Raw genomic sequence first — 20,046 nt, 5'->3', positions numbered from 1 at the left:
CCTCTAAATAATTCGGGTTAGCCTTACAAGCATCCCTATAATATTCCTTTAAAAAAGGATATAAATGCTGTTCCAGAATCTCAGGCTTTAACTTCCATATATACCTTCCATTGGTCTCTTCGCAATTGAAAAGATCTGGTTTTCCAATAATTGTAGACGCAAACTTATCTTTTGAGGTGCCTGTAATTGTTTGTACTGCGTCAACGGACACAATATCAGCAGAGAATTCCAGAAAAATTCTTGTTGCTAAATAATCTCCCATACTGTTTTTAATTGGTTAAGGATACCAATGTATACTTTGTAATTTAAAATATCACTATTTACACATAAACTAAACAACAGAAACAAAAGAGAAATATCAAACGTTTATATATTAGAGCAAGTACTTGAACAGATCATATTCATTACACCCCTACCACTGATCCAGCACACCCAAATACTGACTACTGGACTGCCTTGACCGATCTTTTGCCACAAAGCCCAGATAGACATGTACAGATTGGCCCACCAGCTTGTCCCTCAACGTAACAACCTCTGTTCCTGAGCTTCTAAATGCCCCTATATTCACATGCACAGCCTGCTGCCCTTTGAAATCAATTGCCAGCAACAATGCTAACAAACAAGAAACTTAATCAGTTTAAGGTTCTACAGTGCTTACGGTGATTCCGGCATCGCTGATCTCCTGTAAAGGATTGTCCCTCATGTTCTGCTCCATTACCAGTTCATATTTCCCTGCAGCGGGAAAACGATACTGAGTCAGCAAGGGAAAGGTATACGTAAATAAATTACCAGAGCCTGAGCCGAGCCATTGCCCATCTGCCTGGGCCAGTTTAAACCCGTACCTCCGGGTAACTTTTTTACCCCCCGCTGGTTTAAGGTGAAATAAGATGTAAATATTCGAATACCTGTAATCTGCAGTATGTCGCAATCTGAAGAAGATATTATACGCTTTTGCAGGATCTTTAATGTCTACGGTTGCACTCACCTTATTGATATAACTCCACCTGTGCTGGTCCATAGACACATTCAGATCAGTGACATTATTGGTGGTGCAACCGCTCCATAAAACAACCGCCAGTAAAGCGATACTCCATAAAGAAAAAACCAGGGATTTATTCTGCTTCATTTTTAGGTTTATCCGATGATGGCTTGTTACGTCTGCGGTTATTTCTATTCCTGTTCCTGCTCGCTGAAGGCTGACCTGTTGCCGCCGGAGCTTGCCCTGCTATTGCCGGATCTACAGGTACTTTAGCTGGTTTTTGACCCTCTCCTGGTGCTTTTTTAGGTTGCTCCGGTCTTCTGTTCTCTTGTTTTTTAACCTGTTCTGGCTTCTTGCCCTGCTCTGGTTTTTTGCTTTGTTCCGGTTTATTTTTTGCCTGTTGCTGTTGTCCAGGACGTCCGGCTTTCTCCGTTCTGTTGTTGTTATTGTTGCGCGGAGCACCGTTCTTCTGCCGGTTGCCTTGTTTTCTCTTCTCGTCCAAACGGGTCAGGCTATCCTGTCCAACCACATTTTCATAATCGTGTACCTTTTCAACCACCGCTGCCGTAGCCAAGAAAACAGCCTCTTCTTTTAAATTGACTGGTTTCTGGCCTTTTTTATTCATGGCCATGATCTCTTTTACCCGATCCACTTTCAATGGGATCCAGTCTTCCTGATTGGCATAGCTGAACCACATTACTTTTTTAAAGATGTCTGTTTTCTGGTGACGTGCCACACCAACCTCAGTATGTAAACTGTCAATTCTATCCGGAATGTCTTTTAGGGCATCCAGGTAGGTATCCAGCTCATAGTTCAGACAGCATTTCAGCTTACCACACTGGCCGGCAAGTTTTAAGGTATTGAGAGACAGGTTCTGGTACCGGGCCGCAGCTGTAGATACCGTTTTAAAATTCGTAAGCCAGGTAGAGCAGCACAATTCGCGCCCGCAGGAGCCGATTCCACCCAGTCTTCCAGCTTCCTGGCGCATCCCGATCTGGCGCATTTCGATCCTGATCCTGAAGGTTTCTGCCATTTTTTTAATTAGCTCCCTGAAATCCACACGGCCTTCTGCCGTATAGAAGAAAGTCGCTTTGGTCTTATCCCCCTGGTAATCCACGTCACTGATTTTCATCGATAAACGAAGGTCTAAAGCTAATTTACGGGCCTTATGCATCGTTTCCCATTCCATATCCTTAGCCACCTTCCATTTCTCCACGTCGGCTTCTGTTGCCTTGCGGTAAACTTTTCTGGTCACCTGGTCCATATTGGTTTTACGACGTTTCATCTGTGTCCTCACCAGTTCACCGGTTAAAGAAACATGACCGATATCGTATCCTCCGGTTGGTCCTTCAACGGCAATCAGTTCGCCAATCTCCAGGTATATATTGTCGCTGTTCAGGAAAAACTCTTTCCTTGCGCCTTTAAATTTAACTTCGATAACCGGGAAAGGAGCATAATTTGATGGCATATCCAAATTAGACAGCCAATCGTATACTTCCATTTTGCCGCATCCACCTGTAAGGCAAGAGCCATTACTTTTGCAGCCTGCAGGGGCACAACCGCCACCCGTCGAACAACTTCCACATCCCATATTAACTATATATATATTGAGTCCCTTTCGGGAGCGTTTTAAACTTAATTATTTTGACTAGCTGTAAAGATACATCTAAAAACAGAATTTTAGGATTTGCATTCCTTTCTATATGGTAATGCGCCAGTTCCAGTTCAGAAATGATGGCCTCAGCCATGTTTAAACTCAGTACATGCGCAGATAATTTTTTTGCAGTGTCCATGGTCCTTGCCGGAAGTTTTACCAGATCTTCTGCCCCGCTCAGCAACAAGCTGCATTCTCTGAGAAAGCTGATCCCGTATTTCAGGAAGTTCTTTTGGTTTTCCCTTCCCCAGCCAGCGGCCAGCTCTGTAAAACCAATCAGGTCCAAGACCCGGTTTCCATAACCCATCCGCAGCCACTCTGCAAATTTATCGGCATGATCGTTCTGGGTATGCTCTACCAGCAATTTGGCCTCTATTAAATTCCCGTCGGCCAGGAAGCTATATTCAGTGGCCTGTTGCTGGCTCAATCCATGCTTTTCCACCAGGTAATTTTCTATGGTTGCATCCGATAATTTAGGAATTTTTACAATCTGGGTCCTTGACAGCAGGGTCGACAAGATTTGCTCCTGGTTATTGGCCACCAGGATAAACAAGGTGTTTTTAGGTGGTTCTTCAATAATTTTAAGCAGGGAATTTCCTTCTTTATCCAAAAATTCCGGAAGCCACATGATCAGGACTTTCGTCTCCCCTTCAAAAGCTTTATAACTTAATTTTTTGATAATGTCGTGACATTCGGCAATATTGATATTGGCCTGTTTGTTCTCTGCATTCAATTTGGAACGCCAGATATCGAGGTCAAAATAAGGATCTTCGAGCAGCATACTTCTCCATTCGTCCAGCACATCAACCGCTATTCTGACATCCTTTGACGCAAAGAACGGATAAGAAAAGTGAAGGTCCGGATGAATATAACGCTCATATTTTCTGCAGGAAGAGCATACCCCGCAACTGTCTGTAGGGGTTTTATCCAGACAATTAATGTATTGCGCATAGGCAATGGCCAATGGCAATGCCCCACTACCATCGCAGGAAAGAAAGAGCTGTGCATGGCTCACCCTGTTCTCTGCAACAGTTTGCAACAACTGTTCTTTTATGGCTTCTTGTCCGGTAATCTCTTTGAATTGCATTGGGTGCAAAATAGTGATTTTTTAAGATATTTCAGCCCTACCTTGCTTTGCTCCATTTAGAGACTTGTCACGCATTGGTGACTAAAACCTGCTTTATTCTTTTTGTTCATTATGCCAGAAAAAAAGGTTATCCCTTTTTTGATTCCTAGTTTTGTTATTATAAAAGCACAGGGCAAACACGATTAACTGTTTTTCTAAAAATTTGGTAACAATTATTTAACACAGCCTGTTTTTTTTCAACGTTAAGGTGTTTTTATAAAAAATCCTGATGTTTTTCGCCAGAAAAAACATAACACCTTGAATTATTGCTCTAAAAACCCCTATAAAAACCCCTTAAAACCCTACAAAATCCTCCCTACTTATGAAAACCCCATTGATAATCGGAATAACACCCTTTGAAAAACCGGATCTATCACTCGTACTTGCCCTTGAAAAAGCAGGTGCTTTTCCCGTTCTTCATTTGGGTAGAAACCTAGATCTGGCCCAGGAGGCCCTGGAACAGCTGGCTGCAACATCTTCTGCAGGTTTCGGTGTCTGCTTCAGCAATACTGATCTTAAAGATCTGAAGTTACCGGCTCAAACACAGCTGGTTATTGCTCCTTATGGTCTGAGCATCTCCAGGCAACAAGACACTAAATTGTTTTACCAGGTACACAACCTGGAAGAAGCCCGACATGCCCTGGCAGAAAAGGTTGATGGAATCATCGTAAAAGGTAACGAAGGTGCAGGCCTGGTGGGCTATGAATCTTCTTATATTTTGTTCCAGCGCGTCATCCAGGAAATCAAGGATATCCCTGTTTATGTTCAGGGGGGCGTGGGTAGTCATACCGCCGCTGCGTTAGTGGCTTGCGGGGCTGCAGGTGTCGTGCTGGACAGTCAGCTGGCCTTGTTTCCGGAATGTACTGCTCCGGCTGCGATCAAACAGGTCTGTGAAAAACTCAATGGTAACGAAACCAAACTGATCGGTCGTTACAGAGTACTGGCACGTCCAAACTCCCCTGCGCTGCCAGAGGATGTGTCTGAAGAAACACTCAGCACTTATTTTAACGATTTTGACCTGGAGAAAAGTTACCTTCCAATGGGACAGGATATTGCGCTGGCCACAGATCTGGCAACACGTTACGGAAAGCTGGGTAAACTGGTCTTTGGATTTAAGGAGGCCATCTACGGTCACCTAAACCAGGCCAAATCCTTAAATGTGATCCGGCCCAATAATGCCCTGGCAAAAGATCTTCAGATTACCTACCCCATTGCACAAGGTCCAATGACCCGGGTAAGTGATGTGGCTCCTTTTGCCCAGGCCGTGGGAGAAGCCGGTGCTTTGCCTTTTATTGCCCTGTCTTTACTCAAGGGCCAGCAGGCCAAAGAACTGATCAGGGAAACCAAACAACGTTCTGGTAACCGCACCTGGGGTGTAGGAATTCTGGGATTTGCCCCGGCCGAATTACGCGAAGAACAATTAGAATATATTAAAGCAGAAATGCCACCGGTGGTACTTATAGCTGGAGGCAGGCCTTCTCAGGCTAAACCTCTGGAAAAATTAGGCATCAAAACTTTCCTTCATGTGCCTTCGGTATCGCTCCTGGATATGTTTCTGAAAGAGGGTGCCCGGAGGTTTGTATTTGAGGGCCGTGAATGCGGGGGCCATGTGGGGCCATTATCTAGTATGGTTCTCTGGGAAAAGCAAATCGAAAGGCTACTTCAGGAGGATAAGCCCGAAGAAATCAGCGTTTTCTTTGCTGGAGGCATCCACGATGCGCTATCCTCTGCTTTTGTTGCAGTCCTATCTGCTTCTATCGCTGCCAAAGGCGTAAAGGTAGGTGTATTGATGGGTACTGCTTACTTATATACCAAGGAAGTTGTACAGTCCGGGGCTATCCAGGAGCAGTTCCAGGAGCAGGCTTGTCAATCTGATGATACTGTATTGCTGGAAACCGCGCCGGGTCACGAGACCCGTTGTTTGAATTCAAATTTTGCCTTGTTCTTTAACCAGGAGAAACAGCGGCTCCTGAAAGCTGGTGTAGATAAAAAAGAAATCTGGGCCAAACTGGAAACCTTAAATGTGGGCCGTTTGCGTATAGCCGCGAAAGGAATTGAACGTCAGGGCGACCAACTGGTGGCTATTGACGAGCAAGGCCAGTTGAACCTGGGCATGTATATGATTGGCCAGGTGGCCGCCTTGTGGAACAAAGTAATTTCTATCCTTGACCTGCATAAAGATGTAGCGGAAGGAAACTATACCTATATAAAAAAAGCCATACTTCCTGCACCTCCCGAAGCCAAAGAGAAATCCCTCCATGTTGCTATTGTGGGCATGGCCTGTATTTTCCCAGGTGCAAAGAACATAGAAGAATACTGGCGGAATATTGTCCTGGGACAGGATGCCGTAACTGAAGTGCCTGATGAACGCTGGAACAAGCAGTTGTATTACAATCCGGAATCCACTGCTGGCGATATGTCTCATTCCAAATGGGGTGGTTTTATTCCTAAAATAGATTTTGATCCGTTAGAATATGGTATCCCGCCGCAGTCTTTGGCTGCGATAGAACCTACACAACTCCTGAGTTTAATGGTGGCCAAGCAGGCCATGGAAAACGCGGGCTATACAGACGGGAATTTCAATGCGGAGAATGTGTCGGTGATCATTGGTGCCGAAGGCGGAAACGACCTGGCCAACAGTTATAGCTTCAGAGGATTTTACAAACAGGTCTTTGGAGAAATGCCCGAAGAGCTGGATGCTGCCCTTCCTAAAACAACGGAAGATTCCTTTCCTGGGATTTTAGCCAATGTCATTTCGGGGCGCATCACCAACCGGTTGAACCTGGGTGGAAGAAACTTTACGGTTGATGCCGCCTGTGCCTCCTCACTGGCTGCTCTTGACCTGGCTTGCCAGGAACTGTTTTTAGAAAAATCCGATATGGTACTGGCAGGTGGAGCAGACCTCCATAACGGAATTAACGATTACCTGATGTTTTCCAGCACGCATGCACTCTCCCGTAAAGGCAGATGTGCCACTTTTGATGCAGAAGCAGATGGAATTGCCCTTGGTGAAGGGGTAGCCATGCTGGTCTTGAAACGTGAAGAAGATGCCATCCGGGATGGCGATAAAATATATGCAGTTATACAGGGCATTGGTGGTTCCAGTGACGGAAAAAGCCTGGGCCTTACTGCCCCAAGAAAATCCGGACAGGTGAAAGCTCTGGCCCGGGCCTATGATCAGGCAGGGATCTCTCCGGCGGTCCTTGGCCTGGTAGAAGCCCATGGAACAGGTACGGTAGTGGGTGATAAGACAGAACTCAGTGCTTTGACCGACATGCTGAACCAATCCGGGGCCCTCGCTGGTCAAACCCATCTGGGTTCTGTAAAAACACAGATCGGGCATACCAAATGTGCTGCTGGTCTGGCTGGCCTGATCAAGGCTACCCTGGCGGTACACCACGGGGTAAAGCCTCCGACCATCCACCTCAAAAATCCAAACAATTATTATAATCCGGCCACTAGTCCTTTCGCTTTCCATACGGAGGCAGGCTTGTGGATGGAAGAGAAACGCTACGCGGGCATCAGTGCCTTTGGTTTTGGCGGCACTAATTTCCACGCGGTGATCGAAAGCGGTCCTGCAGCAAAGCCTTCAGCGGTGTTGCAATCCTGGCCATCTGAGCTTTTTGTGTTCAGAGGAAATACCTATGAAGAAGCCAGCGCACAGTTGAGTGCAGTAAAAACCTTACTGGAAGGAAATGACAACATCTGTTTAAAAGACATCGCCTTTAGCCTGGCCACAGGAAGCAGCAAGCCGGTACAACTGAGTATTGTGGCCGACCGGGATGAAGACCTGATCATGAAAATTGACCTGGCTCTATCTGGCGTAGAAAGCAAGGACACCTATATTACCCGGAAAACGGAAGGCAAAGTGGCCTTTATGTTTCCCGGACAGGGCAGTCAGCGGATCAATATGGCCCGCGATCTTTTTGTGATTTTTCCAGCCATGCGCAGCTTATTAAAAGGCCACAGCACATATGAACAAGTGCTGTTTCCGAATGCAGTGTTTAACGACGCAGCCCTTAAGGCACAGAAAGAACGGATCAAAGACACCAGAATGGCCCAGCCCTTGTTGGGCATTGTAGATCTGGCTATTGCCAATTTCCTCAAAGACCTGGGTATAGAACCAGATATGGTGGCCGGACACAGTTACGGAGAACTTCCAGCCCTATGTTTTGCCGGTGCTTTTGACCCGGATCAGCTGGTCCATCTGAGCGAACAACGGGCCAGAGCTATCCTGGAAGCCGTAGAAGGTGAGGACACCGGTGCTATGATCGCGGTAAGCTGTAAAGAAGAGGATATCTATAAATTTATTGATGGTCTGCAGGATATATATGCCGTTAATTTCAATTCGCCAGGACAGCTGGTTTTGGCGGGAACAACGCCTGCGATAGAAAAACTGAGTGAGACGCTGAAAACAGCCAAAATTTCTTTTAAACGTCTGGAAGTGGCTTGTGCTTTTCACAGTCCTATTGTTGCCCGGTCTAAAGAACTCTATAAGGAAGTCCTGGATAAGGTCAGTTTCAATACTCTGGAACGCCCGGTTTGGTCAAACACCACAGCAGGCCTGTACCCGGTAAAAGGGGAAGAGGTGAAGCAAAGACTGTGTGAACACCTGGTAAAACCCGTGAAATTTGTAGAGCAGGTACAGCAGATGTATGCTGACGGGGCCAGGATCTTTATAGAGGTGGGTCCGGGCAAGGTTTTAAGTGCCTTGGCGAAAAACTGTTTGGGTAAAGAAGAATTGCTGCTTCATGCGGAAGACAATGGACACAACAAGATCACACATTTATTATGCACCATTGCGGATTATATGGCTACAGGTCGTCCGGTCCGTCTGGAGAAACTGTTTGAAGGCCGCGAGGCCCGCTTACTGGATCTCGAACAACCGGATCAATACAAGAAAAAACCCTCCGTATGGATTGTAGATGGTCAGCATGCTGTTCCTTCTACAGGGAAATTGCCCGCCTATGGTGCTTTACCCATCACAGAACCTTTGAAGATGAAAGATACACCCCTTAAAAAAGAAACGATATATATCCCATCGAATCCTGCCGAACAAATGATGCAGGAATACCTGAACACCATGAAGATGATGATCCAGTCCCAAAGGGATGTGATGCTCTCTTTCCTGGGTCAGAACCCATCAGCAGGCCAGCCTTCTTTTTTCCAGCAGGCAGCCCAAATCCAGCAGGTGACCAATAAAACTGAAGTGCCTCTAAGACAAAGCCCGGCCACTGCGAACCCGGCTCCGCAACCGATCGCTGCACAATCTGCACCGCCGGCAAAAAACCTGGATGTTAAACTGGTCTTGCTGCAAGTGGTGAGCGATAAAACCGGCTATCCGCAGGAAATGCTGGGCATGGAAATGGATCTGGAAGCTGATTTAAGTATAGATTCCATTAAACGTATGGAAATCATAGGTGCTTTAAGAACAGCACTGGGTGGCTTCAGTACAAGCGATGAAAATGCAGATTCTTTCATGGAGCAGCTGGCAGGCATTAAAACCCTGAACGGCCTGGTCAACTGGATCAAAGAACATGCACAGACCAGCCCGCAGGAACAGACAGAAACCATTGAACCAAACGCCACGATGGCTTTCAGCAAAAAAGATCTGACCGGGGTGCTATTGGCTATAGTGAGTGAAAAAACAGGTTATCCGCAGGATATGCTTGGTCTGGATTTAGACCTGGAAGCAGATTTAAGTATTGATTCCATTAAACGGATGGAGATCATTGGCGAACTAAAGGTAAAGATCGGTTTTAACCAGGGAGAAGATGCCGATGAAAACATCATGGAGAAACTGGCCTCCATTAAAAGCCTGAACGGATTGGTCGATTGGATTGCGGAGTCGGGCACCGGAGCCTCTGAAGAAAGCTCCGGTAAAAAAGAAAGCTTGTCCAGGCTCCGCTTTGAGTTGATTCCTTCCGAACTCCTGAATGCAGAGCCTTCCGGAATCCGAGGACTTCGATTTGCGATAACGGATGATCAGGGTGTACAAGCCCCTGCGATCAAAGCCTTATTTGAGCAACATGGCGCAGTAGTGGATATTGTTCGTTTAAATGATCCTTTAAAAGGTTATCAGGGTATTATCCTGCTGAACTTATTTTCTGCACCCAAAAAGAACAGTCTGATCGATCATCTGGGCATGATCAAATCAATTGACCTGGAGGAACTGAAATGGGTATATTTAATTTCCGACACCAAAGGCCATTGGAACGAAGGTTCTGACATCAGCACCTTAAGACATTTCCAGGGTTACTCTGGTCTATTTAAAAGTCTGGATAAGGAATACGAAAACACCAAATGCAGGCTGGTGAGCCTCACCTCCAAAATGCAGGCTGAAGAAATCGCCCGCATCACTTTAAATGAAATCTTAAATCCGGATGCGCCTTCTGAGGTTATCTATGATGGCCGCAACAGGCAGATCCTCGACCTGATTCCTTCTGAACTGGTTACCGGCCATGCGGCAGATTCTCCGATTCAACTGGATAAAGATGGTGTTGTACTGGTGCTGGGCGGTGCACAGGGCATTACTTCAAAACTGATGCTCCATTTTGCACAGGAACATCCTTGCAGGTATATTCTGGTGGGCCGTTCTCCTGACCCTCGTCAGAATGGTCTGGAAGCTTATGCTGCATTGGAAAGCAAAGAAGAGATCAGAAGTTTTCTGATCCGGCAGGGCAACAGCAGAAAACCCGCAGAAATAGAACTGGAAACCTCCAGAATTTATAAAAACAACCAGATTCTGCAAACCATTACAGCGCTGGAACAAAGTGGCTGTGTGGTTGATTATACTGCACTTGATTTGCGGGATGAAGAAGGACTGAGGAGTTTTATCCATAAAGTTTACCAGAAATACGACCGCATAGACGGGGTTATCCATGGTGCAGGTTTGCTGGAAGATAAATTGTTCCATAGCAAAACCCTGGATTCTTTCCAGCGGGTATTCGATACCAAGGTTACCCCTTTAAGGGTATTGGCTGAGCAGTTACGTCCGGAAACCCAGTTTGTTATTTTCTTCTCCAGCATTGCCTCAGTTTATGGAAACCGCGGGCAAACCGACTATGCTGCAGCAAACAGCGTGATGGACAGGTATGCCTGGGCACTGAAAGAAAAGATCAGTGGTAAGGTGATGGCGATCAACTGGGGGCCATGGAAAGGTGCGGGTATGGTTTCGGCCAGTCTGGAAAAAGAATATGAACGGAGGGGTATTTCTATGATCCCGCTGGAGGATGGAATGGAAACCTTTGTCAATGAATTAAAATACGGAAATGAAAGCCAGGTACTGATCATGGCAGGAAGCAACTGGTAGGTATGAACAGAACAGACGTTGCCATCATTGGAATGTCCTGCATCTTCCCGGGCGCGGCAGATGCAGAGGCCTTCTGGCAAAATATTATAAATAAGGTAGATTCCACGCAGCTTGTTCCCCAAGATCGCATTGACCCGGTGCATTTTGATCCGGACACGACCGGTGTAGATCGGTTTTACTGTAACCGTGGGGGCTTTATTCCGGACTTTAGCTTTGATCCGGCCGCTTTTGGTATCCTTCCTGTAGCCGTTGAAGGCACCGAGCCGGACCATTTGCTCACCATTAGTCTGGTGCATAAGGCCCTGGAAGATGCGGGTGTTTTCAGAAAAAACAGCGCCCTGGACCAGACCGGCATTATCATTGGTAAAGGAAACTATACCGGTCCTGGTGCGACCAGAGCTATTGAAATTGTGCGTACGGGGGAACAGATTGCCCATGTGCTCCGGGATCTGTTGCCACATTTGAGCGCCGGAGAGATTGAACAGGTCAAAAAAGAATTCCAGGCCCGAAAAGGACGTTTTGGTCCGGATACGGCCATGGGACTGATTCCAAACCTGGTGGCTTCTTTAGTTGCCAACCGTTTAAACCTGGGCGGCGTTGCTTATACACTGGATGCGGCTTGTGCCAGTTCATTGATTGCCGTAGATCATGCCTTGCAGGAACTCCGGACCAAACGTTGCAATATGGTGGTGGCCGGAGGGGTTCATGTGGGTCAGAATGCGGCCTTCTGGAGTATTTTTACACAGCTGGGTGCACTTTCACAAAAAGGAAAGATCAGTCCTTTTGACGCTGGTGCCGATGGCTTACTGATTGGTGAAGGCTGTGGTTTTGTGGTCTTGAAACGGCTGGAAGATGCGGAGAAAGACGGAGACCGGATCTATGCCGTGATTAAAGGCGTGGGTGTGAGCAGTGACGGCAGCGGGACCAGTGTGATGAGTCCTTCTGTAAAAGGACAGCTCAAAGCCATGACTCAGGCCTGGGAACACGCAGGGATTGAAGCCAAGGATATAGGCTATATTGAAGCGCATGGAACTGGTACACCTTTGGGTGATAAAACAGAGCTGGAAACCCTGGCTCAGTTTTTCGGAAATGACCCTGCTTTACCTAAAGCAGGGATAGGCTCTGTGAAATCCAATATTGGCCATGCCATGCCTGCATCGGGTATGGCTGGCCTGATCAAAACCACTCTGGCACTGTATCATGGCATTATTCCTCCAACACTGCATTGCGGAAATCCTTCTGCCCAAATTAAAGAAACTCGCTTTACACCGGTTCAGGAAGCTCAAAACTGGGCAGACTCTGGTTTGCCCCAGATTGCGGGAGTAAATGCCTTTGGCTTTGGCGGGATCAATGCCCATGCTGTATTGCAAAGTTATGGAGCGCCTGCCCCCGGATATAAAAGGGATGCAGTATTGTTGCTGGCCCGACAAAACCATCAGGATTTGCTGAAGGCACTGGAGTTCGGGGATCGGCATCCTGGCGAAGGTTCATACCGCATAGCGGTCTTTGACCCCAGCCCGGAACGCTTGCAAAAAGCCCTCAAGATTGCCACCAAGAACAAGACCTGGCGCAATAAACAAGATATATGGTATACCAATGAGCCTCTGTTGCTCAATGGTGGAAAAATTGCCTTTGTTTTCCCTGGTCTGGATGGCCTTGCGGGAGGCGAAATCGACAGTGTGGCTACACATTTTAACCTGTCCCGGCAAAACATCAGCAAAACGGAAGGTTTACTGGACGAGGCCCTGAAAATATTAGATAAAAGCCGTATCCTGGACACTGCATTGAAGCAGCTGGGTATCCTGCCTGCAATGAATGCCGGGCATAGTTTGGGAGAGTGGCTGGCCGCGAGGTCTTCCGAACTCACCGAGGAGTCTTCTGTATTACAGTTGCTCCAGTATCTGAACCCGGAAACTTTTGAGCTTAAAGACTCGAGGTTTATTGCTCTGGGTTGTGGAACAGAACAGGTTGCAGATCTACTTTCCAATATCAAAGATCTTTACCTTTCCAACGACAATTGCCCGCAGCAGGTGATCCTGTGCGGAACCAATACGGCTCTTGAAGAGTTGGTTCCGGTTTTGAAAAGCAGGCAGATCTTTCACCAGATCCTGCCTTTTCAGTCCGGCTTTCACTCTCCTTTTGTGGCGGATAAACTGGAGATCATGCTGGAAGGCATGAACCAGATGCAATTTAAAAAAACAAGCATTCCTTTATGGTCTGCCACCACCCTTGACGTTTATCCGGAAGGTTTTGAAGCCATCCGGCAGCTCATTGTGGAACACCTGATCCAGCCAGTACGTTTCCGTGAACTGACCGAACGCCTGTATGAACATGGTGCAAGGGTTTTTATACAGGTAGGTTCTGGCGGGCTGGTTGGTTTCATCGACGATACTTTAAAGGGTAGGAGTTTCAGCACCATCTCTTCCAATGTGCCGATCCGTTCAGGTCTGACCCAGCTTCAACGGGTAGTGGCGGCTCTTTTTGTAGAAGGCCGTCTGGTCAACCCTGATTTTATGGGTTATCCGGAACATCCGGCTAGCCCGGCAAAAGGGATCAGGCTGGAATTGGGTCTGCCACTGATCAGCCATATGGCTGCGCTTAAAAAACTGGCCCGGCACCCGGAAGGTCGGGTATACCAACAGGAGGTCCTTCTGGAAGACGTTGCCGATCCGGTGATGCGTGCCTTCCAGGAAAATATGCAGGAAATGATAGGCCTGCAGTCTGAAATGCTGCAGTTGTTTCAAAACAGGCCCGATCAGCCCCATCACGTCCTTGTTCCGCAAACACCCCGGATCCCTTTCTTTAAAGATCTGGATGTGAACTTGCAAAACTGTCCTTACCTGGTGGACCATGCCTTACTCCGGCAGCCCAAAGGATGGCCGGTTGTTGAAGATATGGATCCGGTGATCCCAATGACGATGATCTTTGAGCTTTTTGGAGAAATTGCAGCAGAGCAATCGCCGGGAGAAAGAGTGCAAAAGATCCTGAACATCCAGGTTTTTCAATGGATGAATGTGGCAAAGCCTTTCCAGGAAAGGGTTCTTGGCGAATGGAAGAGCCAGGAACTGGCCTCGCTTCGCCTGGAGCGTTTTGCCCAGGCAGAGGTTTTACTTTCTGCTCAGCATACGGAAGTTCCGGCTCTGAAGTTTGATATTGGCCGGAACCTGAATATTCAAAGGACCCCGGAACAGATCTATGAAGAACTTATGTTCCATGGACCGGGTTACCAGGGAATACGAAGCCTTGTCGCCGTAGGCGAAAAAGGCATTACCGGGATAATCGAGGGTGCTGCGGGTAAAGGTTCTTTACTGGACAATGCCGGGCAGCTTTTTGGTTTATGGCTGCAGCTCACCCTTCAGAAAGACCGCATTGCCTTCCCGGTAAAAATACAGGAGATTGAATTCTTTGGGGAACTTTCCGATCAGCAAGGCCTTTTTGAATGCACCTGTCAGCTCACCGAATTGAACGATGAGTTTGCAACTGGAAATTTCGTGATCAAAAGGAATGATCAGGTTTGGGCCCTTATTACGGGCTGGCAGAACCGAAGACTGGAGATTGATGAGGCCTTATGGCGGGTTTCGATGTCGCCCCTGCACAACCGTCTTTCTGAAGAAATCGCACCGGGAGTTTTTATGTTCCATCAGGCTTACAGTCGTGTGGTTTCCTGGGATTTCATTTTAAAACGTTATTTCAACCAGACAGAGAAAAAGCACCATACTTCCTTATTGCCAAACAAAAGAAAGGAATGGCTGATCAGCCGGGTGGCCGTTAAAGACGCGGTAAGGAATCTCCTGAACCGGGAAAAACAGCTGGCCTGTTATCCGATTGAACTGGAAATAGGCTCTGACGAGGTCCGCAAGCCTTATGTAACCGGCCCTGGAACAGAGGGCATCCAGATTTCTATTGCACATAAGGGAACAGATGCCGTGGGCATCGCCAGGTACAACAGCCCCGTGGGTATAGACATAGAGCAAATTGAAGAGCGGAGCCAGGGCTTTTATGAAATGGTCTTTTCTGAATCAGAACAGGCCCTGCTTGCCGGCAAAGAAAAAAATGAATGGGCCACCCGCTTCTGGGTAGCCAAAGAAGCTTATGGAAAATACCTCGGCAAAGGGCTGCAGGGAAATCCAAAAGCCTACACTATAGAAGAGATCAGAGGAGAAGCACTCCGGATCAACGACATTTTCATATACACTATAAAACATAAAAACTATATCATCGGATGGACACAATAGTATCAACAGCAAAACTGAACAGCAGCGAAATCTTTGATTTGATGAAGCAATTTATTACCGAGGTGATCGGGGAAGAATTTGCAGAAGAAATGGACATTTCTATGGAAAGTTCCTTTACAAAGGATCTGGAAATGGACAGTATAGAGATCGTTTCCTTCTCTGAAAAAATAAAAGCACACTTCGGGGATCAGATCGATTTTACCGGATGGCTGTCTAACATGGACCTGGACGAATTGATCAACCTGAAACTCGGCACCATTGTCGACTATATAGAGCAATGCCAATCCTAAACATCAACAACCGGGAAGTACATATCCAGGAGCTGAACAAAGGGGCTGCAGAAACGGTCTTGCTGGTGCATGGCATGTTCAGCAACCTTTCTGTGTATTATTTTAATATTGCTCCTTTACTGGCGCAGCATTTCCATGTGGTGATGTATGACCTGAAAAGTCATGGGCTAAGTGAAAGGACCGCCTCGGGCTATGATCTGGACAGTATGACCAGTGACCTGCTGGCCCTGATGAACAGCCTTGGTCTTTCTAAGGTGCACCTTGCCGGGTATAGTTTTGGGGGGCTGATCGCTTTAAAAATGGCGCTGCGTTTTCCTGAAATGATCGGCCGGCTTGCCGTGATTGAAGCCCCGGACCCCAATGACGATAAAACAAGAGATATTATTGACGATTACAGCAGGGAGTTCCTGGAGCATTATGTGCAGAATTTTACCGACACGACGAAAGTGAAAATGGGCAAAAGGCAAATGGAACGCAACCACCGGATGTACGAATACCTGTTCCACCAGACCAGTATTAAAAGTGATATGCTGGCGGAACGGGATTTTTTCCAAACCGCAGCCCTCTCTGGCATTTCACAGCAAACCTTGCTTTTATATGGCTCGGCCTCCAATTGTCTTGGAGCAGGAAGGCGATTGCAGGAACAAATTGGATCCTGCGTTTTAGAGGAGGTTGCGGGCGACCATAATATCCCCATCCAGGATCCGGTAAGTGTTGGAACCCGAATGTCTGTATTTTTTAAAAATGAATAGAACTTATGGCAAGATTTGCTTTTATAGTGCCGCCTTTAACCGGCCATATTAATCCGACATTGAGTATAGGTGCTGTTTTGCTGCAACAGGGGCATGAAGTGGCCTGGATCAGTCTGGATGCTGCACTGTCTAAAAGACTTCCTGAAGGGGGGAAACTTTTATGGATTAGCTATGCCGAGGACGACCGGCAGAAACAGGAAAGTGAAAAATACCTGGACATCATCACCAAAAAGATCGTGTATGGTATAGACAGCATTAAATTTCTTTATGAGGAAGTCCTGATTCCATTAAACCGCCACTCTTATGAGGGGATTTGCAGTCTATTGGACCAATATCGTCCCGACCTGGTGATCACCGACCACCAGATGTTTGCCGGAGCAATAGCTGCCCTGCGGAAAAAAATCCCCTATGCCACTTCGGTGACTGCTCCGGCAGCACTCAAAGTGATGGATGAGCTGCCCAAGGTCCATGAATGGGAAAACAACCAGATCATAGGCCTTCAAAAGGAGCTTGGACTGGATGTGGAGCAAAGCGTAGCTTGTTCTGATCTGCTGACCCTGGTTTTAACCTCCAAAGCCTTTTTTGGAGAAATGGAGCTTCCTTCCAATTATCGTTTTACCGGACCTGTAATCTACAAAAGAACGGGTAATACACCTTTATTTGACTGGACCAAGCTGGAAAATATTAAAGCACAGCCCAAAATACTGGTCAGTATAGGAACCACTTTCGATCATGAGCACAAGAAAGCCTTTTTTGAGAAAGTCGTAGAGGCCTTCTCTGATCAGCCTTTAACGGTCACCGTGGTTTCAGACCCTGACTTGTTTGAGGCCTGGCCGGAAAATTTCATCGTGCAGCGGAACATTCCTCAGCTCGAACTGCTGCCTCATCTGGATGCGGTGATTTGCCATGGCGGTCACAACACGGTTTGCGAAACCCTGACCAATGGACTTCCTATGGTGGTGATCCCGATTGCTTATGACCAGAGCCATGTGGCTGGCCGTGTTGTTCGGGTGGGTGCAGGTTTACGTTTAAATTTTAACCGCTTTAAAGCCCGGCACCTGAAGGAGGCTACAGAAGAGATATTAAGTAAGGACCAATACAAAACAGCCGCTCAACACATCAGTGCATCCTTTGCTACAGCCGGGGGAACCCTTGGTGCCGCAGATCTGCTGGTGCAACAAGCCGAACTCGTCTACCCTATTTAACCAAGAAATTATGTCAAGATTTTTATTTGCAGTACCTCCCTTTTTTGGACACATCAGCCCTACATTAAGTATAGGATCTAGTTTGATTGCCCGCGGACACGAAGTAAAATGGATTGGGGTAACGCCCTTAGCCGCTCATCATATTCCGGAGGGGGGAGAATATCTTTATCCGGAAGAAGATTTAAAAGCGCATCAACAGGAACTTCAGCAAATCTTAAAACGCCAGGATGACGGGCCTTCCTGCTCAGGTCCTGAAGTGATGAAACTGGCCCTGGAAGAGACCTATGTGCCCATAGCCCGCATCATGATGGCCGCCTTAAGTAAAGCCGTGGATAACTGGAGACCAGATGTGATTGTAAACGACTGCATTACTTTTGCAGGTGCACTATGTGCGCATATTAAAGGCATTCCTTGCGTAACAACCACCCCGGTCCCACCAGATGTGATGGGGGATACTGCAACCAGTGCTCCCAAAATATTTGAATGGCAGGAAAACCTGATTAAAGGTTTACAAAGGGAATTTGGGGTATATGGGGATGAAATCGTGATCCATTCTCATAAAATGAACCTGGTTTTCACCTCTCAGAAATTTGCCGGCATTGAAGATCCGATGCCGCATATGAAATTTATTGGCCCGGTTAAGGGCCGGCCAAACCAGGCCGCTTTTGATTGGGAGCGACTGAAAAAAGCAAAAGGCCCTAAGGTCTTTGTTTCTCTGGGGACTTTGCTGGTGGATATTCGCGCAGCGTTTTTCCAGAAACTGATTGATGCTTTTGCGCATGCCCCTTTGACCATTGTTGCGGCCACCAACCCGGATATCTTTGAAAATTGGCCCGACAATTTCATTGTTAACGGTTTTGTGCCCCAGTCTGAGCTGATGCCCATGATGGATGCGGTGATTTGCCATGGCGGGTTCAATACAGTGAACGATACTTTTATCAACGGGCTTCCCATGCTGATCACACCGATTGCCTACGACCATTTCCATACCGCCAAACTGATCGAAAATGCAGGATGTGGCTTAAAGATCCGCTATAAGCGCCTCCGGATTGAAGACCTCAGAAATGCGGTACTCGAACTGCTGGAAAACCCACAGTACAGGAATGCAGCCTTGCAGATTAAGGAAACATTTCTGGCCGCAGGTGGAAATGACAAAGCAGTAGAGCTGCTGGAAGAGTTCGCTGCTGCTGAACAAGTACTGGCAACGATCAACTGAGGCCCATGAAAAGAAGACTATTATTTGCAGAACGCATGTTGCATGGTGATGGATCGGCACCTTTTAATGCGGTGATTCCGATTTGCATCAAAGGGGAAGTTCATTTGGAAGGACTGCAACATGCGCTAAAAAAACTCCAGGAGAAATACCCGCTTTTAAATGCCTTTGTAGAAGACGATGAGAAAGCAATGCCCTGGTTTGTTGTGGAAGAAGGCCAGACGCACCAGGCCATCCCGGTGAGGATCAGCACCCGGCTTGGAGGAGACGACTGGATACAGGAATCTGTACAGGAATGGTCTACGGTGTTTGATACCCGGAAAGGTCCGCTGATGAGGCTGGTCTGGGTCAAAGGACCTGAGTTTTCGGATTTGATCCTGGTGATCCACCATTGTCTTTGTGATGGTGGTTCGGCCATGTCCATCCTGGCCGAACTCCTGCAACTGCTTGACAACGGGGAAGCGCAAATCGGCAAAGAAAAACCAATTTTAAGTCTCCACGATATTGTTCCTGCTGAGGTACTTCGAAATAAAAAAAAGATCCTGAAAGCGAAGCTGATTGGAAGTGTAGCGAATTTGGTCCTCTGGTTGGTTCCATTGCCTAAAAAGGCCGTAGAACGAAAAAAGGACTATATGCTGAACTGGAGCCTGGATAAAGCTTTAGGCGAGCAATTGATCCGCAGCTGTAAACAGCAGGGCGTAACGGTAAATACGGCCCTGTGCATGGCGGTGCTGAATGCTTTTAAAGTGGTCAGAAAAGAGGCTTTCAACAATAAAATCTCTTGCCCTGTCGACATCCGGCGCTTCGCTCCGGAAATCAAAAAGGATAATATTTTTGCTTTTGGGCTGATGATGGTGGTTTCTGCAACGCAGGAACCGGGCTTTTTTGAGAATGCCCGTAAAATGCAAGCCGATATTGACAAAAAAACGGCAAAGCTGGATCCTTATGAGACGATCATGATGATGGAAGAATCCCATTCCTCGCTGAAACATTTTACCAAATTTCTAAAATATGGTAAATCCAGCAACGACTGTATGTTTTCTAATCTGGGCAGAATCAATATCCCATATGAATATCAGGCTTTTAGCCTGGAAAGGATCTATAGTCCTTCTGTGATCGGTCCTTTGGGCAATACCACCACCCTGATCACATCGACCTACCGGGAACGGATGGATTTTACACTGGTCGCCAGTGAGGGCTTTATTCCTTATGAACAAGCACTGGCCATCCGGGATAGTATAATAACTGAACTAAAACAGGCCATAGGCCTGGCTTAAATA

General features: G+C 47.0%; 12 protein-coding genes. 7 read left to right on the top strand and 5 right to left on the bottom strand.

Going from position 1 to position 20,046, the window contains the following annotated elements; translation table 11 throughout:
- From DBR11_RS16545 to DBR11_RS16525, 5 genes are all read right to left on the bottom strand, one after another.
- Nucleotides 1-262 (bottom strand): hypothetical protein (locus tag DBR11_RS16545; protein WP_146186559.1); only part of this gene is annotated, 262 nt, incomplete at its 3' end.
- Nucleotides 263-412: 150 nt separating this feature from the next.
- On the bottom strand, nucleotides 413-619 hold the full coding sequence (locus tag DBR11_RS16540; protein WP_146186558.1) for a DUF6266 family protein: 207 nt from the start codon (nucleotides 617-619) through the stop codon (nucleotides 413-415).
- Nucleotides 620-637: 18 nt separating this feature from the next.
- Nucleotides 638-1,126 (bottom strand): gliding motility lipoprotein GldH, encoded by a 489-nt coding sequence (locus DBR11_RS16535; protein WP_108553758.1) that lies wholly within the window; start codon nucleotides 1,124-1,126, stop codon nucleotides 638-640.
- The gene (gene ricT, locus DBR11_RS16530; protein WP_108553757.1) at nucleotides 1,113-2,570 is read right to left on the bottom strand and encodes a regulatory iron-sulfur-containing complex subunit RicT; all 1,458 of its coding nucleotides are present in this window, start codon (nucleotides 2,568-2,570) and stop codon (nucleotides 1,113-1,115) included. Before ricT ends, DBR11_RS16535 begins: the two co-directional genes overlap by 14 nt.
- A gap of 1 nt (nucleotide 2,571) precedes the next feature.
- Nucleotides 2,572-3,720 (bottom strand): hypothetical protein, encoded by a 1,149-nt coding sequence (locus tag DBR11_RS16525; protein WP_108553756.1) that lies wholly within the window; start codon nucleotides 3,718-3,720, stop codon nucleotides 2,572-2,574.
- A gap of 361 nt (nucleotides 3,721-4,081) precedes the next feature.
- Between DBR11_RS16525 and DBR11_RS16520 the strand changes: the two genes are divergently transcribed.
- The 7 genes from DBR11_RS16520 to DBR11_RS16490 are packed head-to-tail and all read left to right on the top strand — an operon-like array spanning nucleotide 4,082 to nucleotide 20,043.
- On the top strand, nucleotides 4,082-11,071 hold the full coding sequence (locus DBR11_RS16520) for a type I polyketide synthase (RefSeq protein WP_108553755.1): 6,990 nt from the start codon (nucleotides 4,082-4,084) through the stop codon (nucleotides 11,069-11,071).
- Nucleotides 11,072-11,073: 2 nt separating this feature from the next.
- Nucleotides 11,074-15,306 carry a type I polyketide synthase gene (locus DBR11_RS16515; RefSeq protein WP_108553754.1) on the top strand — a complete coding sequence of 1,411 codons (4,233 nt, stop codon included), beginning with the start codon at nucleotides 11,074-11,076 and terminating at the stop codon, nucleotides 15,304-15,306.
- Nucleotides 15,294-15,596, top strand: coding sequence for an acyl carrier protein (locus DBR11_RS16510; protein ID WP_108553753.1), 303 nt, complete (start codon nucleotides 15,294-15,296; stop codon nucleotides 15,594-15,596). Before DBR11_RS16515 ends, DBR11_RS16510 begins: the two co-directional genes overlap by 13 nt.
- Nucleotides 15,584-16,348, top strand: a complete 765-nt coding sequence (locus DBR11_RS16505) for an alpha/beta fold hydrolase (protein ID WP_108553752.1) — start codon at nucleotides 15,584-15,586, stop codon at nucleotides 16,346-16,348. The genes DBR11_RS16510 and DBR11_RS16505 overlap by 13 nt, the downstream gene beginning before the upstream one ends.
- A gap of 5 nt (nucleotides 16,349-16,353) precedes the next feature.
- Complete coding sequence (locus tag DBR11_RS16500) at nucleotides 16,354-17,553, top strand: glycosyltransferase (RefSeq protein WP_108553751.1); 1,200 nt, start codon at nucleotides 16,354-16,356, stop codon at nucleotides 17,551-17,553.
- A gap of 10 nt (nucleotides 17,554-17,563) precedes the next feature.
- Nucleotides 17,564-18,769, top strand: a complete 1,206-nt coding sequence (locus DBR11_RS16495) for a glycosyltransferase (protein ID WP_108553750.1) — start codon at nucleotides 17,564-17,566, stop codon at nucleotides 18,767-18,769.
- Between the two features lie 5 nt (nucleotides 18,770-18,774).
- Nucleotides 18,775-20,043, top strand: a complete 1,269-nt coding sequence (locus tag DBR11_RS16490; RefSeq protein ID WP_108553749.1) for a condensation domain-containing protein — start codon at nucleotides 18,775-18,777, stop codon at nucleotides 20,041-20,043.
- Nucleotides 20,044-20,046: the final 3 nt, after the last annotated feature.

This window comes from Pedobacter sp. HMWF019 (genome assembly GCF_003061025.1).
Lineage (GTDB): Bacteria > Bacteroidota > Bacteroidia > Sphingobacteriales > Sphingobacteriaceae > Pedobacter.
This window is presented reverse-complemented; position numbering and strand designations above follow the sequence as displayed.

Coding starts and splice junctions, on each gene's coding strand:
- DBR11_RS16535 (WP_108553758.1), bottom strand. CDS start 1,126: ATGAAGCAGAATAAATCCCTGGTTTTTTCTTTATGGAGTATCGCTTTA.
- ricT (WP_108553757.1), bottom strand. CDS start 2,570: ATGGGATGTGGAAGTTGTTCGACGGGTGGCGGTTGTGCCCCTGCAGGC.
- DBR11_RS16525 (WP_108553756.1), bottom strand. CDS start 3,720: ATGCAATTCAAAGAGATTACCGGACAAGAAGCCATAAAAGAACAGTTG.
- DBR11_RS16520 (WP_108553755.1), top strand. CDS start 4,082: ATGAAAACCCCATTGATAATCGGAATAACACCCTTTGAAAAACCGGAT.
- DBR11_RS16515 (WP_108553754.1), top strand. CDS start 11,074: ATGAACAGAACAGACGTTGCCATCATTGGAATGTCCTGCATCTTCCCG.
- DBR11_RS16510 (WP_108553753.1), top strand. CDS start 15,294: ATGGACACAATAGTATCAACAGCAAAACTGAACAGCAGCGAAATCTTT.
- DBR11_RS16505 (WP_108553752.1), top strand. CDS start 15,584: ATGCCAATCCTAAACATCAACAACCGGGAAGTACATATCCAGGAGCTG.
- DBR11_RS16500 (WP_108553751.1), top strand. CDS start 16,354: ATGGCAAGATTTGCTTTTATAGTGCCGCCTTTAACCGGCCATATTAAT.
- DBR11_RS16495 (WP_108553750.1), top strand. CDS start 17,564: ATGTCAAGATTTTTATTTGCAGTACCTCCCTTTTTTGGACACATCAGC.
- DBR11_RS16490 (WP_108553749.1), top strand. CDS start 18,775: ATGAAAAGAAGACTATTATTTGCAGAACGCATGTTGCATGGTGATGGA.